The sequence below is a fragment of the Hymenobacter swuensis DY53 genome, assembly GCF_000576555.1.
Taxonomy (GTDB): Bacteria; Bacteroidota; Bacteroidia; order Cytophagales; family Hymenobacteraceae; genus Hymenobacter; species Hymenobacter swuensis.
Genome location: NZ_CP007145.1, coordinates 762,359 through 780,311, shown reverse-complemented (window position 1 = coordinate 780,311; position 17,953 = coordinate 762,359). Strand labels below are relative to the sequence as shown.

At 61.7% G+C, this 17,953-nt stretch carries 8 protein-coding genes; 7 read left to right on the top strand and 1 reads right to left on the bottom strand.

Annotation, left to right across the window (positions count from 1 at the left end; genetic code table 11):
- Positions 1-279: 279 nt before the first annotated feature.
- Positions 280-4,617: a hypothetical protein gene (locus HSW_RS04810; protein WP_052346124.1), complete on the top strand. Its 4,338-nt coding sequence runs from the start codon at positions 280-282 to the stop codon at positions 4,615-4,617.
- 890 nt (positions 4,618-5,507) lie between these two features.
- On the opposite strand, the gene HSW_RS04805 is transcribed toward HSW_RS04810, so the two are convergent.
- Positions 5,508-5,825: a hypothetical protein gene (locus HSW_RS04805; RefSeq protein ID WP_155832822.1), complete on the bottom strand. Its 318-nt coding sequence runs from the start codon at positions 5,823-5,825 to the stop codon at positions 5,508-5,510.
- A 119-nt stretch (positions 5,826-5,944) separates the two neighbouring features.
- On the opposite strand from HSW_RS04805, the gene HSW_RS04800 reads away from it, so the two are divergent.
- The 6 genes from HSW_RS04800 to HSW_RS04775 all read left to right on the top strand — a co-directional run bounded on the left by HSW_RS04800 (position 5,945) and on the right by HSW_RS04775 (position 17,926).
- The gene (locus tag HSW_RS04800) at positions 5,945-11,479 is read left to right on the top strand and encodes an alpha-2-macroglobulin family protein (RefSeq protein WP_044001040.1); all 5,535 of its coding nucleotides are present in this window, start codon (positions 5,945-5,947) and stop codon (positions 11,477-11,479) included.
- Between the two features lie 128 nt (positions 11,480-11,607).
- Positions 11,608-12,069, top strand: a complete 462-nt coding sequence (locus HSW_RS04795) for a hypothetical protein (RefSeq protein ID WP_044001039.1) — start codon at positions 11,608-11,610, stop codon at positions 12,067-12,069.
- A gap of 117 nt (positions 12,070-12,186) precedes the next feature.
- Complete coding sequence (locus HSW_RS04790; protein WP_044001038.1) at positions 12,187-12,516, top strand: hypothetical protein; 330 nt, start codon at positions 12,187-12,189, stop codon at positions 12,514-12,516.
- A gap of 62 nt (positions 12,517-12,578) precedes the next feature.
- The gene (gene pbpC / locus HSW_RS04785; RefSeq protein WP_052346123.1) at positions 12,579-14,885 is read left to right on the top strand and encodes a penicillin-binding protein 1C; all 2,307 of its coding nucleotides are present in this window, start codon (positions 12,579-12,581) and stop codon (positions 14,883-14,885) included.
- Between the two features lie 318 nt (positions 14,886-15,203).
- The gene (locus HSW_RS04780; protein ID WP_044001037.1) at positions 15,204-16,562 is read left to right on the top strand and encodes a TolC family protein; all 1,359 of its coding nucleotides are present in this window, start codon (positions 15,204-15,206) and stop codon (positions 16,560-16,562) included.
- A gap of 227 nt (positions 16,563-16,789) precedes the next feature.
- Positions 16,790-17,926: an efflux RND transporter periplasmic adaptor subunit gene (locus HSW_RS04775; protein ID WP_044001036.1), complete on the top strand. Its 1,137-nt coding sequence runs from the start codon at positions 16,790-16,792 to the stop codon at positions 17,924-17,926.
- Positions 17,927-17,953: the final 27 nt, after the last annotated feature.

Here is a 17,953-nt window from a genome sequence, read left to right as displayed (position 1 = left end):
TAACCAGCTGCCGATCAGCAGCAAGTGCAAACAGACGATAAAAACAGGGTCAGGAAGCAACCGGCAAGGTAGCCGATGTGGCCTAATCACGTCGCGCAAGGCACAACGTACAAAATTTTGTCATTTTAATTAGGATTATCCGTTGCGGATCCGGTACTTTTCGGTCCATTAGCTATAGCGGATTGCAGGTGGCTGCCGGATTCTTCAGCGCCCCCACCGCCCTATTATCGGCTGTCTGACCACGGCCACTTTGTGTTTTATCTCTTACGGATTTCCCCTATGAGCACCTCCCTGCTGATGCTGACGGTCATTGTACTGGCCGTACTGTATCAGAACATCAGCAAACGGCTGCGCGACCTGACCGACCAGTTACAGCAGCGCGAAGAGGCCCACACCGAACTGCAGATTACGGTGGAACAGCTGCGCCAGGAGTTACTCCGGCTGCCGCGCGTCGCCGCTACTGCTTCACCCGCCCCCGTCCCAGTTGAGGCGGCTCTGGTTACGCGCCGGGAGCCAGTGCCGCCGGCCCTAACCGTGGTTCCAGTCGTTACGCCGCCTACACCAGTTACGCCGCCCGTTGCGCCCGCCTTACCGATTCCGGCTCCGGTGGTGGCGGCCGTTCCACCCGCCCCGGCCGCAGCCGCATCACCCGTTGCCGAGGCAGCATTAGTTACACCGACGCCTGCGGTTGCCAGCCCGGCGCCGGTTACACCACCACCAACTACGCAGCCCCCGGTTACACCGCCAATGCCCCGGCCGGCCCCGGCTCCGCAGCCGGATCGGGTACCGGCTTTACGACCAACTCCGGCGCGTCCCCAGCCTACCCAGCCAGCCGGCCCTACGTGGTGGGACCGAACCGAGCAGCTTTTGCTCGACAACTGGACGGGCGTGCTGGGAGCCATGGTACTCGTGACCGGCATTGGGTTTCTGGGCATCTACACGGCCTTGCGGGTAAGTGCCCCGGCTCGCTTCGGCATGATTACCGGCTTTGCGGCGGTGCTGCTGGGGCTGCACTATTACCTGCGGCCCCGGCCGTTTGCGGCGAAGCTGCACGTGTGGCTACAAAGCAGCGCGGCGGCAATATTCCTATTTGCCTGCGTGGGGGCCGTGAGCGTACCGGGGCTGCAGTGGGCCGAACCGCCGCTAAGCTATCTGCTGCTGCTGGCGGGCGTGGCCGTGAATCTGTGGCTGGCCTGGGATGCCCGCCGGGAAACCGTAGCCACCTTGCACGGCGTGCTGAGTCTGGTGGCCCTGGCCGTATTACCGCACAACCTGCTGACGCTGGCAGCGACGGCTGGCGTTACGGTATTCAGCATCGGAATCACGTACCGGCAACGCTGGAAATACCAGCTGCTGTTGAGCATTCTAAGCTTTTTCGCGTTTCACCAGTACTGGCATCAGGGAGTTACGGAGGTGGCAACGGGTGTGCTGCCGACGGCGGTGCGGCTGCCCGCAATGGCCCTGGTGCTGCTGGTGGGGGTGGCGGGAGCCGTGGTACAGTACCGGAAGGTGTACGCCACCGTCCGCTTCGATGCGCTGCTGTTTGCGGCTCATGTCCTCAACTGGACCTGTTTGGGCATCAACCTGTACCGTTACAGCACCGGCTCGCCCTGGAAAACGATACCGTTGGGGCTGGGGGCACTGTTTACGTTCTGGGTGGCGCGGCAGGCCCGGCAACTGGGCATCGGGTGGCTGTTCCGCACGGATAGCATCATTTCCCTGATGCTGGCCTTATTCGCAGCCTTTTCGCTGCAGGGCTGGCACGCGTCCGGAACGCTCATTCTGTTGTTTATGCTGCTGGAAACCCTGCTGGTAGCGTTTGTGATGGCACGGGAGCAGGAGAAAGTAGTATTCCAGGTGGCATCGGTGGGTGCCCTGCTGGCCGGGCTGGGCCTGGTGCTGCTCAACCTGACGCAACTCGGCACCTACACCGCGGCCGAGCTGCCCCGCAACGCGTTTCTGCTGCTGCTGGCCGGTTTGCTGGGCGCGGCCTACTACCTGCTGCTGCAACAAACGGCCTGGCTGCAGAATGATTCCGAAAGCCGGAGCCGCGACATGCAGCAGACGTTCGGCGGGGTTGTGGGGGCGCTCTACCTCGGGGCGGGCGCACTGCTGGCCAAGGCTGTTTTCGGTTTCGCGCAGCCGCCCCTGTTTGCCCTGCTAAGCGGTACGCTGGCCGCGGCCGGGGCCGTTTTTGGGGTGGCGTGGTGGCTGCGCGCTACGGGCGGCTGGTTCCGCACGCTGCATCTGCTGTGTGGTCAGGCATTGCTGGTAGTAGCCCTGCTCGGGCTGCACGAAGCGGGGCTGGGCTGGCCCGCCACGCTCCTGCTGCTGTACCTGGAAACCCTGCTGCTGGCCGGAGCCTGCGGCTGGGTCCGCGAAGCCAACGCCTATCGTGCTTTGCTGGGTGCTACGCTGCTCAGCGGCATTATTTTCCTGCTGACGTGTACCGGCACGGTCCGCGAGCTGGAAGCCGGTGAGCTGCACCGCCGCCTGCTGCTGCTATCAGCGGCCGGCCTCAGCAGCTCCGTACTGCTGATGCTGCCCGTGCTGCGCACTGGCTGGCAGCGGCTGCTGGCTCCCGCTCACACTACCTCCCTGCAACAGACCTTGTTTGGCCTTACGCTGCTGCTCTACCTGGGCGCGACGGGCCTGTTTGTGCAGGCCGTATTCGGACAAGCTCAACCACCACTGGGGGCTTTATTGGGCGGCGGCAGCGCGGCGGCCGGCTTGCTGTTCGGGCTGGCGTACTGGTGGCGCGGGCAGCGGGGCTGGTTCCGGCCGGCGCACCTGCTGCTGGGACAGCTGGTGCTGGCCGTTAGTATGATGGGGCTGCACGAGCTGGGGCTAAGCTGGCCCGCCACCGTTACGCTGCTATATGCGGAGCTGCTGCTGTTTACCATAGCGCTGGCCTGGCAGCAGGAAACCGGTCTGTACCGCGGGCTGCTGCTGTTTACCATGGCGCTGGCCGTAGCATTGCCGTTCCTGGTATGCCGGCTGGATTCGCTTGCTGATCTGCAACGGGCGGCCCTGCTGGTGGGGGCGGCATTGGCTACGGTAGCAACTCAGCGCTGGCTGCACTGGCAACAGGCCCCGGTGCTTGATGCCGTGCCACTTTCCGATGACCCACGGCACCGGGTGCGGCTCCTGGGGCTGTTGCCGGCCGGGCAGCTGCTGGCGGCGGGCGGCCTGGTGTATGCGCATACCTGGGCCGGCTGGGTGGCGGCGGGCCTGTTGGCCGGCTTGCTGCTGGTGCGCCGCCGGTTTGCCGTGCCCGGCCTGTGGCTGGGCGTGGTGCTGACCACCATCGGCTACCAGGTGCTGCAGTGGAACCACGCCTTGCCGGCAACGGCAGTTTTCCAGCCGCTACAGGTAATGAGCTACCTGCTGCCGCTGCTGCTGGTGGCGGCTACGGGGCTGTTTACCTCGTGGTGGCCGGCGGCTAGCCAGCAGGTGCGCGCGCCGTGGCTGTATCTGCTGGGCGTACAAGCTACGCTGCTCAGCTGGGTGGCCTTTGCCCCGCGGGCCGAGGCGTTGCCGGCGCTGCTCTGGCTGCTGCTGGCAGCGCTGACCGCCACCGCCGCCCACCGGGCCCGCCGCCACTACGCTACTCCCGAAACCCTGCACCGCGCCGGTTCCCCCGACCGGTTCCTGCTTCACCTCACCTACGCTCTGCTTGCACTGGGGCTGCTGGGGCACTTTCATGTGCTGCTGGATAACCCGACCGACCTGCTGCCGGGGCTGCCGGACCGCCGCCTCACGGCCGGCGCAACGTTGCTACTGCTCGGGGGGCTGGCCTGGCAACGGACTCCCGCGTCGGAACCTCTTTACCGCTCCTGGCGGTATCTGCAGCCGTTGCTGCCGGAGGCGCTGCTGCTGTTCGCCGGCTTTACCATCGGCTATGAAATCCGGACCGAATGGCTGCCACTACTCTGGGTAGCTGGGGCGTTTGGGCTGACGCTGGGCGGGGCCCGCCTGCCCTGGCACCTGCGCCGGGTGCAAGTGTACGGGCTGCTGTTTTTTGGGGCAGCGGTGCTGTGTAGCGGCTACGTGTCGGTGCGCTACCTGGCTCCCGGTCAACTGCTGACGGTGCCGTGGATGGTATCGTTTGGGGCGGTGGCGCTGCTGTTTGCCTATGCCGCTGTCCGGCTGCAAACCGCCGCCGTACGCCCGGCCTACTGGCCCCCGATGCTGGCCCCGTTGGCCGGCCTGGGTCATATCTCGCCTGCTCTTCTTGTTCCGCTGCTGCTCTACCCGGCTTTCGGAGCCCTTACGCTGCTGCTAGTCCAGTCCTTCGACCACTCTGTGCTCACGGTACTGCTGATGCTGGAAGTAGTGGCTGCTTTCGTGTGCAGCCTGCTCCTGCGCCGCCCCGATTTGCGCTACGTGGCCCTGGCCGGCATGGCGCTCAGCCTGGCCCGGCTGCTCTTCTTCGATTTGCGCCAGACAGGTACTATCACGCGGGCGGTAGTCTTTATTCTGATGGGGTTGCTGCTGCTGGGCATGAACGCGCTGTACGCCCGCTTCAAGAGCCGGTTTGAGCCGCAGCCAACGCCTAAAGAGCCTGGTCCTGAGTTTCCTCTCGAGCCTTCGGCTTCCATGGAACCAGTAGAATAGATAAGTATACACGTAACGGGCTCCAGATGCTGCATATGGAGCCCGTTGTATTTCTTAATCATTTTGTAAAAAACCTTTCGGTATCCGTGTTACTCGAGGGCCGCTACCAGCCCGTAGCGACTTCTACACACCCTGCCGGGGTTCGGCATTGAGTGGGCGGAGGTGTTTGAGGGGGTGTAAGAGCTAGTTATATCTGGTGAGAAAGCTCTGACCATCTATAAAGTCAGGTGGATCAATGTAGCTAATCACCCCTACCTCTGAACCCAGACAAGCTTTTAATCTACCCAGAAAGCGCTGGGCATCTGCCGCACTGCCATTGATAGTTACACTTATTATCAGGAATCCATCTGAGGTGAAAAATGCCCCAACTGTAGGACTGTAAGCCCAATCCGTTTTTGATTCCCAGAAGAAAGAGCACGTTGCTGTGGGATGCTAGGCGTAATATTCCAGCATTGCACCCTCCGAAATAAATTCGTAATCGGGGTTACTATAGGGAACATGCCAACACCCATAGTCACCACGTAAGGGCGTATGATTTGGCGTGAATTCACTCAGCACGGAATAGATTACCGCCTTAGCGCGAACTTTCGCCAGAGCGCAACAGCAGATATCTAACTGTATCTTCTCTTCCATACGTAAGCATTATTTAGGGTCTGTTGAAGATAAGGTATAATATAAACCAGACGTGATTATTCCCTGTAACTGGCGGGCGAGTTGAAAACTCGTACCAACTCATGCCGCGAGTTTTTAACTCGCCCGTAGGAACAACCAACTCAGGCGGCGCGGCACCGACTTGCCGCGTCGCGGCAGTGGAGGCTCAGCCTTCACATCAGTATCTGGTCACGAGTTATGGCGGCGCTAAACTCGCGCCAGTTGGGGTATAGCGGGTTTTATTGCTCTTCCGGGAACAGATCAATTATCCGAAACTTAGATTCCCACTGTTTCCGAATGATCAATTGCACATCTTCCGGAGCTTCCCATACCATTCCACGCATAAACTCTACCAGCGACTTCAGGTGAAGATGGTTGTAAGCTCCCAGTAAAACGGAGCACTCCAAATTCTTTGATCCCCCATACCAACCTTGTGGAAGGCTTTTATCCTTTACCGAAACAATATGGAAGGACAATCCTCTGTGTTTGTATTCGCCAAGCTGTTTCAGCACCGCTTCCTCATTCTCTGATCCGAACGTAATCAGCAGGTTAGTCACTTCGCTCATTTGAACAGCTTCTGCTTTATAGATTTATTCCCATTCAAACCTATACAAAACCTAGTAGAAACGCCGTTTTTCTATACCTTCCGGCGTCTTTCCTAACTCCTCCCCCTTCCATGCTGTTTCGCTCCTTTTCCCGCCTGCCGTTGCTGGTGTTGCTGGCGGTGCTGTGCGCCTGCTCCAGGTCCGGTTCCGATGCCGGCCAGGACCCCAACGGCGAGGAAATTGACCCGTACCAGAACCTCGTGTTTCAGTTTGCCGATGCCGTGGTGACGCCTGAGCTGCAGGACCGCTGGGATACGGTGCAGGTGGTGAGCTTCGAGCCAGCCTTGCGCGGCAAGTTCAAGTGGACGTCGGACCGGGAGCTGATTTTCTCGCCCAGCACGCCGTTTAAGCCTAGCACCAACTTCAAGGCCACGCTGCGCAAGGAGGCACTGCCCGAGGGCAAGCGCAACGCCGAGCTGCCCGAGAACCGCCAGAAATTCCACACGCCCTACCTAGAGCTGCAGGAGCCGCAGGCGTTCTGGGGCCGCTCCAGTCGGGCCGCCGGCACCGCCGAGATGCGCGTGGAGCTGCCCTTCAACTACGCCGTAAAGCCCGCCGACGTGAAGCCGCTGCTACGCGTGACCCAGGACGCCCAGCCCGTGGCCTTTGAGGTGAGCGGCGAGCCGGGCGAGGTGGTGCGCGTGAGCCTCAACCAGCAGGTGCGCCCCGGCACGCCGCTCACCGTGGCGCTGGCCCAGGGCCTGCACGCCGTGGGCAGCGACCAGCCCAGCACCGCCGACTACGAAACCCAGGTAACGGTGCCCGACCCCGAGGCCCTGCAGGTAACTACCATCGAAGGCTCGCTGAAAAACGCTGACCCAATGGTGCTCATCACCACCAACCAGCCCGTCACGGCCACCGATTTGCAGAGCTACCTCAGCGTGTCGCCGCAGGTGGCCTACGAGGTGGAGGAAACGGAAAACGGGGTGCGGCTGAAAGGCGGCTTCGAGGTGGGCCGCACTTACCAGATTGGCGTGAACCAGGGCCTGCGAGGGGCGCTGGGCGGGATGCTCGGGGAGGGCGTAACGCAGTCGGTGAGCTTCTCCGACGAGCGGCCCACCATCAGCTTCGGCAGCGCCGAGAAGGCCATGTACCTCGACGCGCTGGGCTCGCGCAACCTGGGCGTGCGCATCAACGAGGTGGGCCAGGTGAAGGTGACCATTGCCAAAGTCTACGCCAACAACATCCAGCAACTACTGCGCGGCGGCAGCCAGTACGGCTACCCCGAGTACGACGGCGAGGAAGGCAACGAGGAAGAAGGCGACGGCGGCGAATACGTGGACCGCTCCTTCCAGTACTACGACGTGGAAAACCTCGGCAACGTCCTCACCGAGCGCACCTACACCGTGTCGGGGCTGCCGAAGGCGCAGGGGCTGCGGCTGCTGAACCTGAACCTGAAGGACCTGGAGTTTGCGGGCGGTCTGAAGGGGCTCTACATCATCAAAGTACAGGACACCGAGCGGCAGTGGCTGCAGGTGAGCAAGCTGGTGGCCGTGTCGGATATCGGACTGATTGTGAAGCAGGGCAAAGGCGGCAGCACGCTGGTTTTCACCAACTCCATCCGCAACGCCAAGCCGCTTGCCGGCGTGGAGCTGCGCTACATCAGCACCAACAACCAGGTGATGGGCACCGGCCTTTCCAACGGCGACGGCGTGGCCCGCTTCGACAGCACGGCTGCCAACGGCCGCTTCAAGCTGGGTATGGTGATGGCCCAGCAGGGCAACGATTTCACCTTCCTCGACCTGAGCCGCAGCCGCGTGGAAACCTCCCGCTTTGAGGTGGGCGGCCTGCAAACCAACGCCGCCCGCTACCAGGCCTTCCTCTACGGCGACCGGGACCTATACCGCCCCGGCGACACCATCCAGACCAACACCGTACTGCGCACCGATGCCTGGCAGGCCCCGCCCAAGGGCTTGCCGGTGAAAATCCGGCTGCTGCTGCCCACCGGCAAGGAGTACGCCAGCCTGCAGAAGCAGCTGAACACGGCCGGCTCCTTCGAAGCGCGCTTCATTCTGCCCCCGGCCGTGATGACCGGCCTCTACACCCTGGAAGTCCTGACCGGCAACGACGTGCTGCTGACTTCGCGCCAGCTCTCGGTGGAGGAGTTTATTCCGGACCGCATGAAAGTGAACGTGAAGGCCGACCGCGCCGTGGTGAAGCCCAGCCAGTCGGTTTCGGCCCTGATTACGGCCCAGAACCTGTTTGGCCCGCCCGCCGCCGACCGCAAGTTTGAAGTCGAGTTTTCGCTGAAGGAAAAGGCCTTCAAGCCGAAAGGCTACGATCAGTACACCTTCGCCATCAACAGCGGCGACAAACGGCGCGGCAGCTACGGCGACCTGGAATCGACGCCCATTTCCGACCGTTTCGAGAAGACCACTCGCGAAGGCACCACCGACGCTGCCGGCCGCGGCACCGCCACCTACCAGGTACCCGACTACACCGACCTCGGCACCCTGGAAGGCGCGGCCTTCACCACGGTATTCGACGAAACCGGCCGCCCGGTAAACCGCCTGGCCACCTTCGAGGTGCAGACCCAGCCGGTGCTGTTCGGCATTCGGAGCGCCGATGATCTGGTGAGCACCGGCAAGCCGCTGGCCGTGCAGCTGGTGGCCCTCACGCCGGCCGGCAAGCCCACCCAGGCCCAGGCACAGGTGCAAATCGTGCGCCTGCTCTGGGAAACGGTGATTGAGCGCCAGGGCGGCCGCTACGTGTACAACTCGCAGAAGCGCGAGGAAGTGGTGCTCAACCGCACCATTCCGGTGTACGGCAGCAGTACGTCCGATGCCAACTTAGGCTTCTCGCCCACCTACTCCGGCGAGTACGAAATCCGGGTGGCGCGGCCCGGGGCCAGCACCTACGTGGCCCGGCGCGTGTACGCCTACGGCTACGGCGACACCCAGAGCAACTCCTTCGAGGTGAACAACGAGGGCGAGGTGACCATTGAGGCTGACAAGCCCAAGTACCAGCCCGGCGACGTGGCCCACCTGCTGCTGAAAACGCCCTTCTCCGGCCGCGTGCTCGTAACCGTGGAGCGAGACAGGGTGCTCGACCATTTCTACGTGACCACCGACGAGAAATCGGCCAAGGTGGACGTGCCCATCCGAGGCAACCACGTGCCCAACATCTACGTGACGGCCACCGCCATCCGCGAAATCAAGGACAACCGCCTGCCCCTCACCGTGGCCCGGGGCTTCGTGCCGCTCACGGTGGAAAAGCCCGGCGCGCGCCTGCAAGTCGCCATCAAAGCCCCCGCCCAAAGCCGCTCCCAGACCGCCCAGACCATTGAAGTGACCACCGCCCCCGGCGCGCAGGTGACGCTGGCCATGGTGGACGAGGGCATTCTGCAGATGAAGGACTACCGCACGCCCGACCCCTACGGCTACTTCTACCAGAAGCGCGCCCTGGAAGTGCAGGCCTACGACGTGTACCCCTTCCTGCTGCCCGAGCTGGGCACCAGCAGCACCGGCGGCGACGGCTACGACCTCTCGCGCCGCACCACGCCCGTGCCCAACCGCCGCGTGCGCCTGCTGGCCAAATGGAGCGGCGTGCTCACCGCCGACGCCAGCGGCAAGGTGCGCTACAAGCTGCAAATCCCGCAGTTCAGCGGGGCCATCCGCATCATGGCCGTGGCCTACAAAGGCGACGCCTTCGGCTCGGCCGAACATACCATGAAAGTGGCCGACCCGGTGGTTATTTCAACGACCCTCCCCCGCTTCCTCAGCCCCGGCGATACGATTGACGTGCCCATAACGCTGACGAATACGACGGGTAAGGAAATGTGGGTTATGGTCAAGAAACAGCTCACTGGCCCTCTTGCATCAGCTGAATCCTTAATTCAAGATGGCTCTTTGCCAAACAAGGTAGAACCGGCTGGATATGCTGTTAAGCTTCCTCCCAACACAGAGAAACGCATTAGCTTCCGGGTTAATGCCAAGCCATCTATTGGCACTGGTAGCGTTGTAATTACAGTTAAGAATTCAAAAACAAACGAAACCTTCACCGAAACCATCGAACTACCCATCCGCCCCGCTTCGCCGCTGCAGAAGCGCACGGGGGCGGGCGTGGTGGCGGGCGGCGCGGCCCAGCAGCTGAACCTGCGCACCGACTTCCTGCCTTCCTCCCTGCGGAGCCAACTGGTGGTGAGCCGCTCGCCGATGACGGAGTTTGCCAAGGACCTGCGCTACCTGCTACAATACCCCTACGGCTGCCTGGAGCAAACCGTGTCGGCCGCTTTCCCGCAGCTGTACTACGGTGATTTGGCCGCTTCTTTGGGTCAGAAAACCGGCAAAACGGGCAAGGCCGGTCTGTTCAACCCCAACTACCACGTGCAGGAAGCCATCCGCAAGGTGGAAGCCCAGCAGATGTACAACGGCAGCCTCAGCTACTGGCCCGGCGGCGACTACGACAACTGGTGGGCCACCGCCTACGCCGCCCACTTCCTGCTGGAAGCCCAACAAGCCGGCTTCGACGTGAACAAGAACGTGCTGGACCGGGTGCTTCGCTACCTGCAGGCCCGCGTCCGTAAGCGCGAAACCGACACCTACAACATCATCCAGACCGGCGGCGTGATTCAACCCGTGACGCTGGCCAAGAAGGAAATTGCCTATTCGCTCTACGTGCTGGCCCTGGCTGGCCGCCCCGATGCCGTGGGCCTGAACTATTACAAAGCCAACCGCAAGCTGCTGCCCGAAGACTCCCGCTACCTCCTGGCGGCGGCCTTCGCCCTGAGCGGCAACCAGCGCAGCTACCGGGAGGCCCTGCCCACCCGCTTCGGGGTGCAGTCCATTGCCGGCCGCCAGCTCGATGGCGCTTTCTCCTCCCCCATCCGCGACGAGGCTTTGGTGCTCAACGCCCTGCTCGCCGCCGACCCGGCCAATGCCCAGGTAAACATCCTGGCCCGCCAGCTCAGCCGCCAGGTGAAGCAGGCCGGCTGGCTCAGCACCCAGGAACGCGCCTTCGCGCTGCTGGCCCTGGGCAAGCTGGCTAAGAAAAACGCCGGCAGCACCGTCACGGCCAGTCTGCTGGCGGATGGTAAGGCCATCGGCAACTTCTCGGGCAAGGACCTCACGGTAAGCAACGTGGCCAACCGCCAGCTGGCCCTGCGCACCAGCGGCAAAGGCAGCCTCTACTACTTCTGGGAAACCGAGGGTATCTCGCCCACCGGCCAAGTGCGCGAGGAAGATGCCTACCTGCAAGTGCGCCGCCAGTTCCTCAACCGCACCGGCCAGCCCGTAGGCAGCACCAGCTTCCGCCAGAATGATTTAGTAGTGGTGAAAATCACCATCCAGTCGGCCGAGTCGGCCGGGGAAGTCAAGAACGTAGCCATCACCGACCTGCTCCCCGCCGGCCTGGAAATCGAAAACCCGCGCATCGGCGCCGTGCGCGACATCACCTGGGCCACCGACGCCGCCCAACCCGACTACCTCGACGTGCGCGACGACCGAATCAACCTCTTCACCACCGTCACGCCCCAGCCCAAATCGTTCTACTACCTCTGCCGCGCCGTCTCAAAAGGCACCTTCAAGCTAGGCCCCGTCAGCGCCGACGCCATGTACAATGCCGAGTACCACAGCTACGCCGGCAGCGGCGTGGTGCGGGTGCGGTAAACAGAAGTTGTCATCCTGAGCAGAGTAAAGGACCTTATCATGTTACGTCATAATCCAGACGTGACATGATAAGGTCCCTTGCTCAGCTCAGGATGAATATATTTCACACCGTACTATCTACTTTTTAGATGATTAGCATTCTACTGATCTGGCTACCTTTTTCTCTTGCTGGAGGTATTTGGGCGGGCTATGTGCTTACTCGCAGATTTCCGTTCTCAGGCTGGCACAGGAAAGCGGTTATTCTTGCCAATAGCTTTTTACTGACGCTGCTAATTTTCATCGGTGGAATTGCCACTTTCGGCTGGGTAGCCTATTCTTATCCCCGACAGTCATTCATCCCTCAGCACTGGGTAGCTCAACCAACCGCTCGGTACACCAAGGTACAGGATCTTGTAGATTCTGGTATCCTACGAAATCTTCCCAAGTCACAGGCGCTGTCTCTGTTGGGAAAGCCGGATGTTGGTGAAAACACTGACGCATGGACGTATGAGTTAGGAGAGGAACCGAGCTTTCTTGGTAGCAGTCCTGCCATGCTTACCATCTACTTCGAGCATGGTCAGATTTCACGCCATGAATTAATTCGACCTTAACCACTTATACTTCTCTTAAACAGGGTTTCCACGTTGTAAAATGCACTGTCAAAATTCAAGACTGTAGCTAACTCAGTAGTACGCCCAATCCTTTTATAACTCATTCTTTCCTCAACAATGATCAACTTTCGTCTTATTCTGATTTCCATCCTAGTCATGTTCTTCGGGATGATTCTGTGGATGGGCTACTACTTTTATTTCCGTACTGATGGCCGGGGAAACGTGACGCGGGAAGCCGATAGTCCGGAAGCCGCTGTCCGGGGTCAGCAGACGTTGCAACGGGCCGATGCGCTTATCAATCAGCGGCAGTACACCCCGGCTAAAGCCTTGCTGGATTCCCTGCGGGATGCTGATGCTAACCCAGCTTTTTTCATCAGCACTGAGGATTTGGAACAACGCTTTAATACGCTCCGGGCCCGCCGCCGCCGCGACCAGGCCGCACAGTAAGCTCGTTTACACCACTACTCGGCTCACGGAGCCCGAGCCGAAGCCCTTATCTTGCCGCTGCTATGCATTACCGCATCCGATGGCGTGTTCTGGCGGGTTTCGGCCTGTTGCTGCTGCTTTTGCTGGGGCTGGACTGGGCGTTTCCGGTGCCGCCGACGCCGCAGTACTCGCCCATTGTGCTGGCCGCCGATGGATCAGTGCTGCATGCCTACCTCAACCCCACCCAGAAGTGGCGGATGAAGACGGAGCTGCGCGAGATTACGCCGGTGCTGCGGGCGGCCATCATTGAGAAGGAAGACCGGTGGTTTCGGTGGCATTTTGGGGTGAACCCGCTGGCGCTGGTGCAGGCGGCCGGGCGCAATGTGTTTGGCACGGGGCGCACCACTGGAGCCAGCACCATCACCATGCAGGTGGCCCGACTGCTGGAACCCAAGGAGCGCACGTTCCCCAACAAGCTGCTGGAAATGGCCCGAGCCGTGCAGTTGGAAGCCCACTATAGCAAAGACGAGATTCTGCAGCTCTACCTGAACCTAGTGCCCTACGGCGGCAACGTGGAAGGCGTAAAATCGGCCGCGCTGCTCTACTTCCAGCAAACACCCGACTACCTCTCTTTGGCCCAGACCGTGACGCTGGCCATCATCCCGAACCGGCCGCGGGGGCTGGTACTGGGCAAGAACAACGCGGCTGTGCTGCGGGAGCGTAACCGGTGGCTGCGGCGTTTCGGAGCAGCGCGACTATTTCCAGCACAAGACGTAGCAGATGCGCTGCTGGAGCCGCTGGACGTGCAGCGCCACCCTGCCCCCACCCAGGCCCCGCACCTGGCGCGGCGGCTGGTGCGGCAGTTTCCGCACGCGGCCATCATCCGTAGCAGCCTGCAGCGCGCAAAGCAAAGCAAGGCCGAGGACCTCACCCGCAATTACGTGCGCCGTCTGCGCGAATTGGGTATCTCGCAGGCCGCCGTGCTGGTGGTAAACAACCGCACCCGGCAGGTGGAAGCCTACGTGGGCTCGGCCGATTTCCGCGACTTCGTGGGCCAGGGCCAGAACGACGGCGTGGTGGCGGTTCGCTCGCCGGGCAGCACGCTCAAGCCGTTTCTGTATGCGCTGGCCATGGACCGGGGCCTCGTCACGCCCAAACAGCTGCTGCCTGACGTGCCCACCAATTTCCAGGGCTACCGCCCCGAGAACTTCGACAAGCACTGCAACGGCGAAGTGACGCTGGAGCGCGCTCTGGCCTACTCCCTCAACATCCCGGCTGTGCGCGTGCTCAACCAACTCGGCGTGCCCGCCTTCACCGACAAGCTCCGCCAGGCTGGCTTCCGCAGCGTCACGCGCAACCGCACCCAGCTGGGTTTGAGCAGCATTTTGGGCGGCTGCGGGGCTAGTTTGGAAGAACTGACAAATCTGTATGTGACGCTGGCCGATGCCGGACAGTTTGCGCCGTTGCAGTTCGTATCCACGAAGCAACACCAATCCACCACACCTCTAATTACGGAGTCGGCAGCTTTTCTAACCACTGATATTCTGGCCCAGCTTACCCGCCCTGACCTGCCGCTGGGCACCGCCAGCAGCATGCGGTTGCCCAAAGTGGCCTGGAAAACCGGCACCAGCTACGGCCGCCGCGACGCTTGGAGCATCGGCTACAACCGAGAGTACACCATTGGCGTGTGGCTGGGCAACTTCAGCGGGCAGGGCAGCCCGGCCCTGACAGGCGCCGACGTGGCCACGCCTTTGCTGTTCGACCTGTTCAACGCCCTGGCCTACAACTCGCCCAACGACTGGTTTGCGCCCCCGGCCGCGCTGGATTTTCGGCTGGTATGCGCCGAAAGCGGCTTGGTACCCGGTGAAAACTGCCCCAATCAAATCATCGACTACTTTTTACCCAGCGTGAGCAGCGGGCAGCGGTGCCAGCATCAGCGCGAGGTGCTGGTGTCAGAAGATGGCAGCTTCACGTATTGCCGGGCGTGCGCGCCGGCGGCCGGCTACCGTCGGGAGCTATATCCGAATCTGCTGCCGGAGGTAGCGGCCTATAAGGAGGCCCAGGGCATTCCGTACCGCCGCCTGCCGCCCCACAATCCGCAGTGCCAGCGGGTGCGCGGCGGCCAGGAGCTGGCCCCCACTATCACCTCGCCCACCGCCAACACCGAGTACGTGCTCAACCGGCGCGAGCAACAGCAGCTCCTGCTTAGCTGCACCACCGACAACGAGGTACGCCAGGTGCACTGGTACATCAACGACCAATTTCTGCGCACCGCCAAAGCCACCGAACGAGTATTCTTCCGCCCGTCGGCCGGTCCGCTCAAAATATCCTGTGCCGATGACCACGGCCGCAACACCGATGTGCTGGTGACGGTGACGGAACTGGAATAAGCCGCTCACGCAGCAGCGCGAATTGAGTCCAAGCAACCGAACGGCTCCGGTCCAGCGGCTGCTTCTACTTGCCATGAGCCAGGCGGCACTGTCAGGCCGTTTCGTAAAAACTCTGCAAAACCTTTCGGCGGCCGGCAGGTTTAACCAGCTTCCGCCCTGCTACTACTCGGAGTCCGCCCACCGGCTTCGGCCTTTGCCCTTCGTGCAGCCTCCCCCGGCCGTATGTGTCCATCGGGGCATCCGCTCTATCCGCTTGTCTTGGGTCGCCCAGCCCTGAACCGTCCAGTTACGTATCGGAGTAACTGCTTTTTCCTTCCTATGAACTACGTACACCAGACGCTCCGGCTGCTGCTGGGCTTTCTGTGGCTTGCTCCCAGCGTAAGCGTGGCCCAGACGGTCACTCCTTCTTTGCCGCCAAACCAGGAGTTTACCCTTGCGCAGTGCCTGAATGTGGCCCTGGTAAACCAGCCCCTGGTACGCCAGGCCCGCATCGACCAGGAAATCACGCAGGCCAACAACCAGGTAGCGTTGGCCGCTTGGCTGCCCCAGGTAGGGCTCCAGGGCACGGCCCAGCATTATTTCCAGCTGCCTTTCACTGTTTTCCCTGACCCAACCACCGGCATTGCCACCCCGCGCCAGCTGGGCGTGCGCAACGTGACGACTGTGGGGCTGAGCGGGACGCAGGTAATTTATAACAACGACGTGTACCTAGCCGCCCGCAGCAAGCGGTTCAACAACCAGGCTGCCGCCCAAAATGCCGTGAATGTCAAGATTGCCACGGTTTCAGACGTGAGCAAGGGCTTCTACGATGTACTGCTGGCCCAACGTCAGCTCGACGTATTCAGCCAGGATATTGCCCGCCTCCAGCGCAATTACCGCGACGCCCGGGCCCGCTACGAAACCGGCATTGCCGACAAAACGGAGTACCTGCAGGCCGAAATTTCGCTCAACAACTCCCTGGCCGGCCGCAAACAGTCGCAGGAAGCCATTAAGGCGCGGCTGGCTTACCTCAAGCAGCTGATGGGCCTGCCGCCGGAACGTCCGTTGGCCCTGCAATACGACACGCTGAAGCTGGAAATGGATGCCACCATGGACACAGCCGTGGCCCTGAATATTAACAACCGCATCGAAATCCAGCAGCTTCAGACGCAGAAGTCGTTGCAGGATATTACAGTGGATTACTACCGCCTGGGTTTCCTGCCGTCGTTGTCGGCGTTTGGCAATTACAACTCAGTCTATCAGAATAATTCGGTGAGCGACCAGTACCGCATGCGCTTCCCGAACTCCTACGCCGGTTTGCAGCTTGGCTTACCCATTTTCACCGGTTTCCGGCGCACCCAGAACATGCGGCGTGCCCGCCTCGAAAACACCCGCCTGGATGAGGACGTGAACAACACCCGCAACCAGATCAACACGGAGTACGCCACGGCACTGGCCAACTACAAGGGCTACTACACGCAATACATGCTGGGCAAGCGCAATCTGGAAGCCTCCAAGGAAGTGTACAACGTCATCAACCTGCAGTACCGGGAAGGCATCCGGGCCTATATCGATCTGATTGTGGCCCAAACCACCCTGCGCACTTCCCAGCTCAACTATTATACCGCCCTCTTCCAGCTCCTGAGCAGCAAAGTAGACCTGCTCCGTGCCCTCGGCGAGCTGCCCACAGAGTATTAAGCGTCCGTTTTACCCCGTCATGCTGAGCGAAGCGGAAGCATCTCTACCGCTTCGTTGTAAGGCTTTTGATAGTCCAGAGGCTGAGATGCTTCGACTACGCCTCCAGCTTCGCTCAGCATAACGTCCTGAGACATATATCAACCCATCCATAGCCCAGGGTTTCAACCCTGGGCACCCGCGCCGCCCGCCGCTGCACCCTCATCCTTTCCGCTGCTCCTGCTTTTCATATGACACATACCCTCCTCCGCCTTTCCTTCGCCGCCGGCCTGCTGGCGTTGGCCAGCTGCGGCCAGAAAGAAGACGAAAAAGCTGCCGGTCCGCCGCCGGCCACGCCCGTTACGCTGGTAGCCGCCCGCACCACCGACGCGGTGTACTACGATGAGTACCCCGCCACCGTAGTAGCCCTCAACAACGTGGAGCTGCGCAGCCAGGTGGCCGGATTCATTACCCAGATATACTTCAAGGATGGCGACCTGGTGCAGAAGGGTAAGCCGCTCTATGAGATTGACCGCCGCAAGTACCAGGCCGCCTACCAGCAGGCCCTGGCCGGTTTGCGTAGCGCCCAGGCCGTGGTGCAGAACGCTCAGGTGAACCTGAACCGCTACCAGCGGCTAGCCCAGCAGGACGCCATTGCCAAGCAGATTGTCGACAACGCCGCCACCAGCTACTCCACCGCCCAGGCCCAGGTGGCCCAGGCCCAGGCCAACGTGGCCCTGGCCCGCACCGACCTCGACTATTCCGTAATTAACGCGCCGTTTACAGGCCGCATTGGCATTTCGCAGGTGCGGCTGGGGGCGCAGGTGAGCCCCGGCACCACGCTGCTCAACACCATCAGCGCCGAAGACCCGATGGGCGTGGACTTCGTGATTCCGGATGCCGACCTGAGCCGCTTCGCTGATTTGCAGCGCCAAAGCGGCGGCCGTCAGGATTCCACGTTCCGCCTCATGCTGCCCAATGGCACGCGCTACGCCCAGCCCGGCAAGATGCTGGCCATCGACCGGGGCGTGGACCAGCAGACGGCCACCGTGCAGATTCGGGTGCAGTTCCCAAACCCCAAGCGGGAGCTGAAGGACGGCATGAGCACCGTGCTCAACGTGCTCAACCGGCAGTCGGGCCGCCGGCTGGTGGTGCCGTTTAAGGCCGTGGTGGAGCAGATGGGCGAGAACTTCGTGTTCATCGCCGGCGACAGCAGCAAGGCCTACCAGCGCAAAGTGCAACTCGGCCCCCGCCTCCGCGACCAGATTGTGATAATGAACGGCATCAAGGACGGCGACAAAGTAGTGACCGAAGGCCTCAACCGCCTCCGCGACGGCGGCCAGATTACCACCGGCGCCCCCGCTACGGCTCCTACCGCCGCCAAATAAGCTGTTAGCTGCTGGCTAGTAGCTGTT

What these genes read in the sequence shown, in the direction of transcription:
- HSW_RS04810 (WP_052346124.1), top strand. Translation starts at nt 280, where the DNA reads ATGAGCACCTCCCTGCTGATGCTGACGGTCATTGTACTGGCCGTACTG.
- HSW_RS04800 (WP_044001040.1), top strand. Translation starts at nt 5,945, where the DNA reads ATGCTGTTTCGCTCCTTTTCCCGCCTGCCGTTGCTGGTGTTGCTGGCG.
- HSW_RS04795 (WP_044001039.1), top strand. Translation starts at nt 11,608, where the DNA reads ATGATTAGCATTCTACTGATCTGGCTACCTTTTTCTCTTGCTGGAGGT.
- HSW_RS04790 (WP_044001038.1), top strand. Translation starts at nt 12,187, where the DNA reads ATGATCAACTTTCGTCTTATTCTGATTTCCATCCTAGTCATGTTCTTC.
- pbpC (WP_052346123.1), top strand. Translation starts at nt 12,579, where the DNA reads ATGCATTACCGCATCCGATGGCGTGTTCTGGCGGGTTTCGGCCTGTTG.
- HSW_RS04780 (WP_044001037.1), top strand. Translation starts at nt 15,204, where the DNA reads ATGAACTACGTACACCAGACGCTCCGGCTGCTGCTGGGCTTTCTGTGG.
- HSW_RS04775 (WP_044001036.1), top strand. Translation starts at nt 16,790, where the DNA reads ATGACACATACCCTCCTCCGCCTTTCCTTCGCCGCCGGCCTGCTGGCG.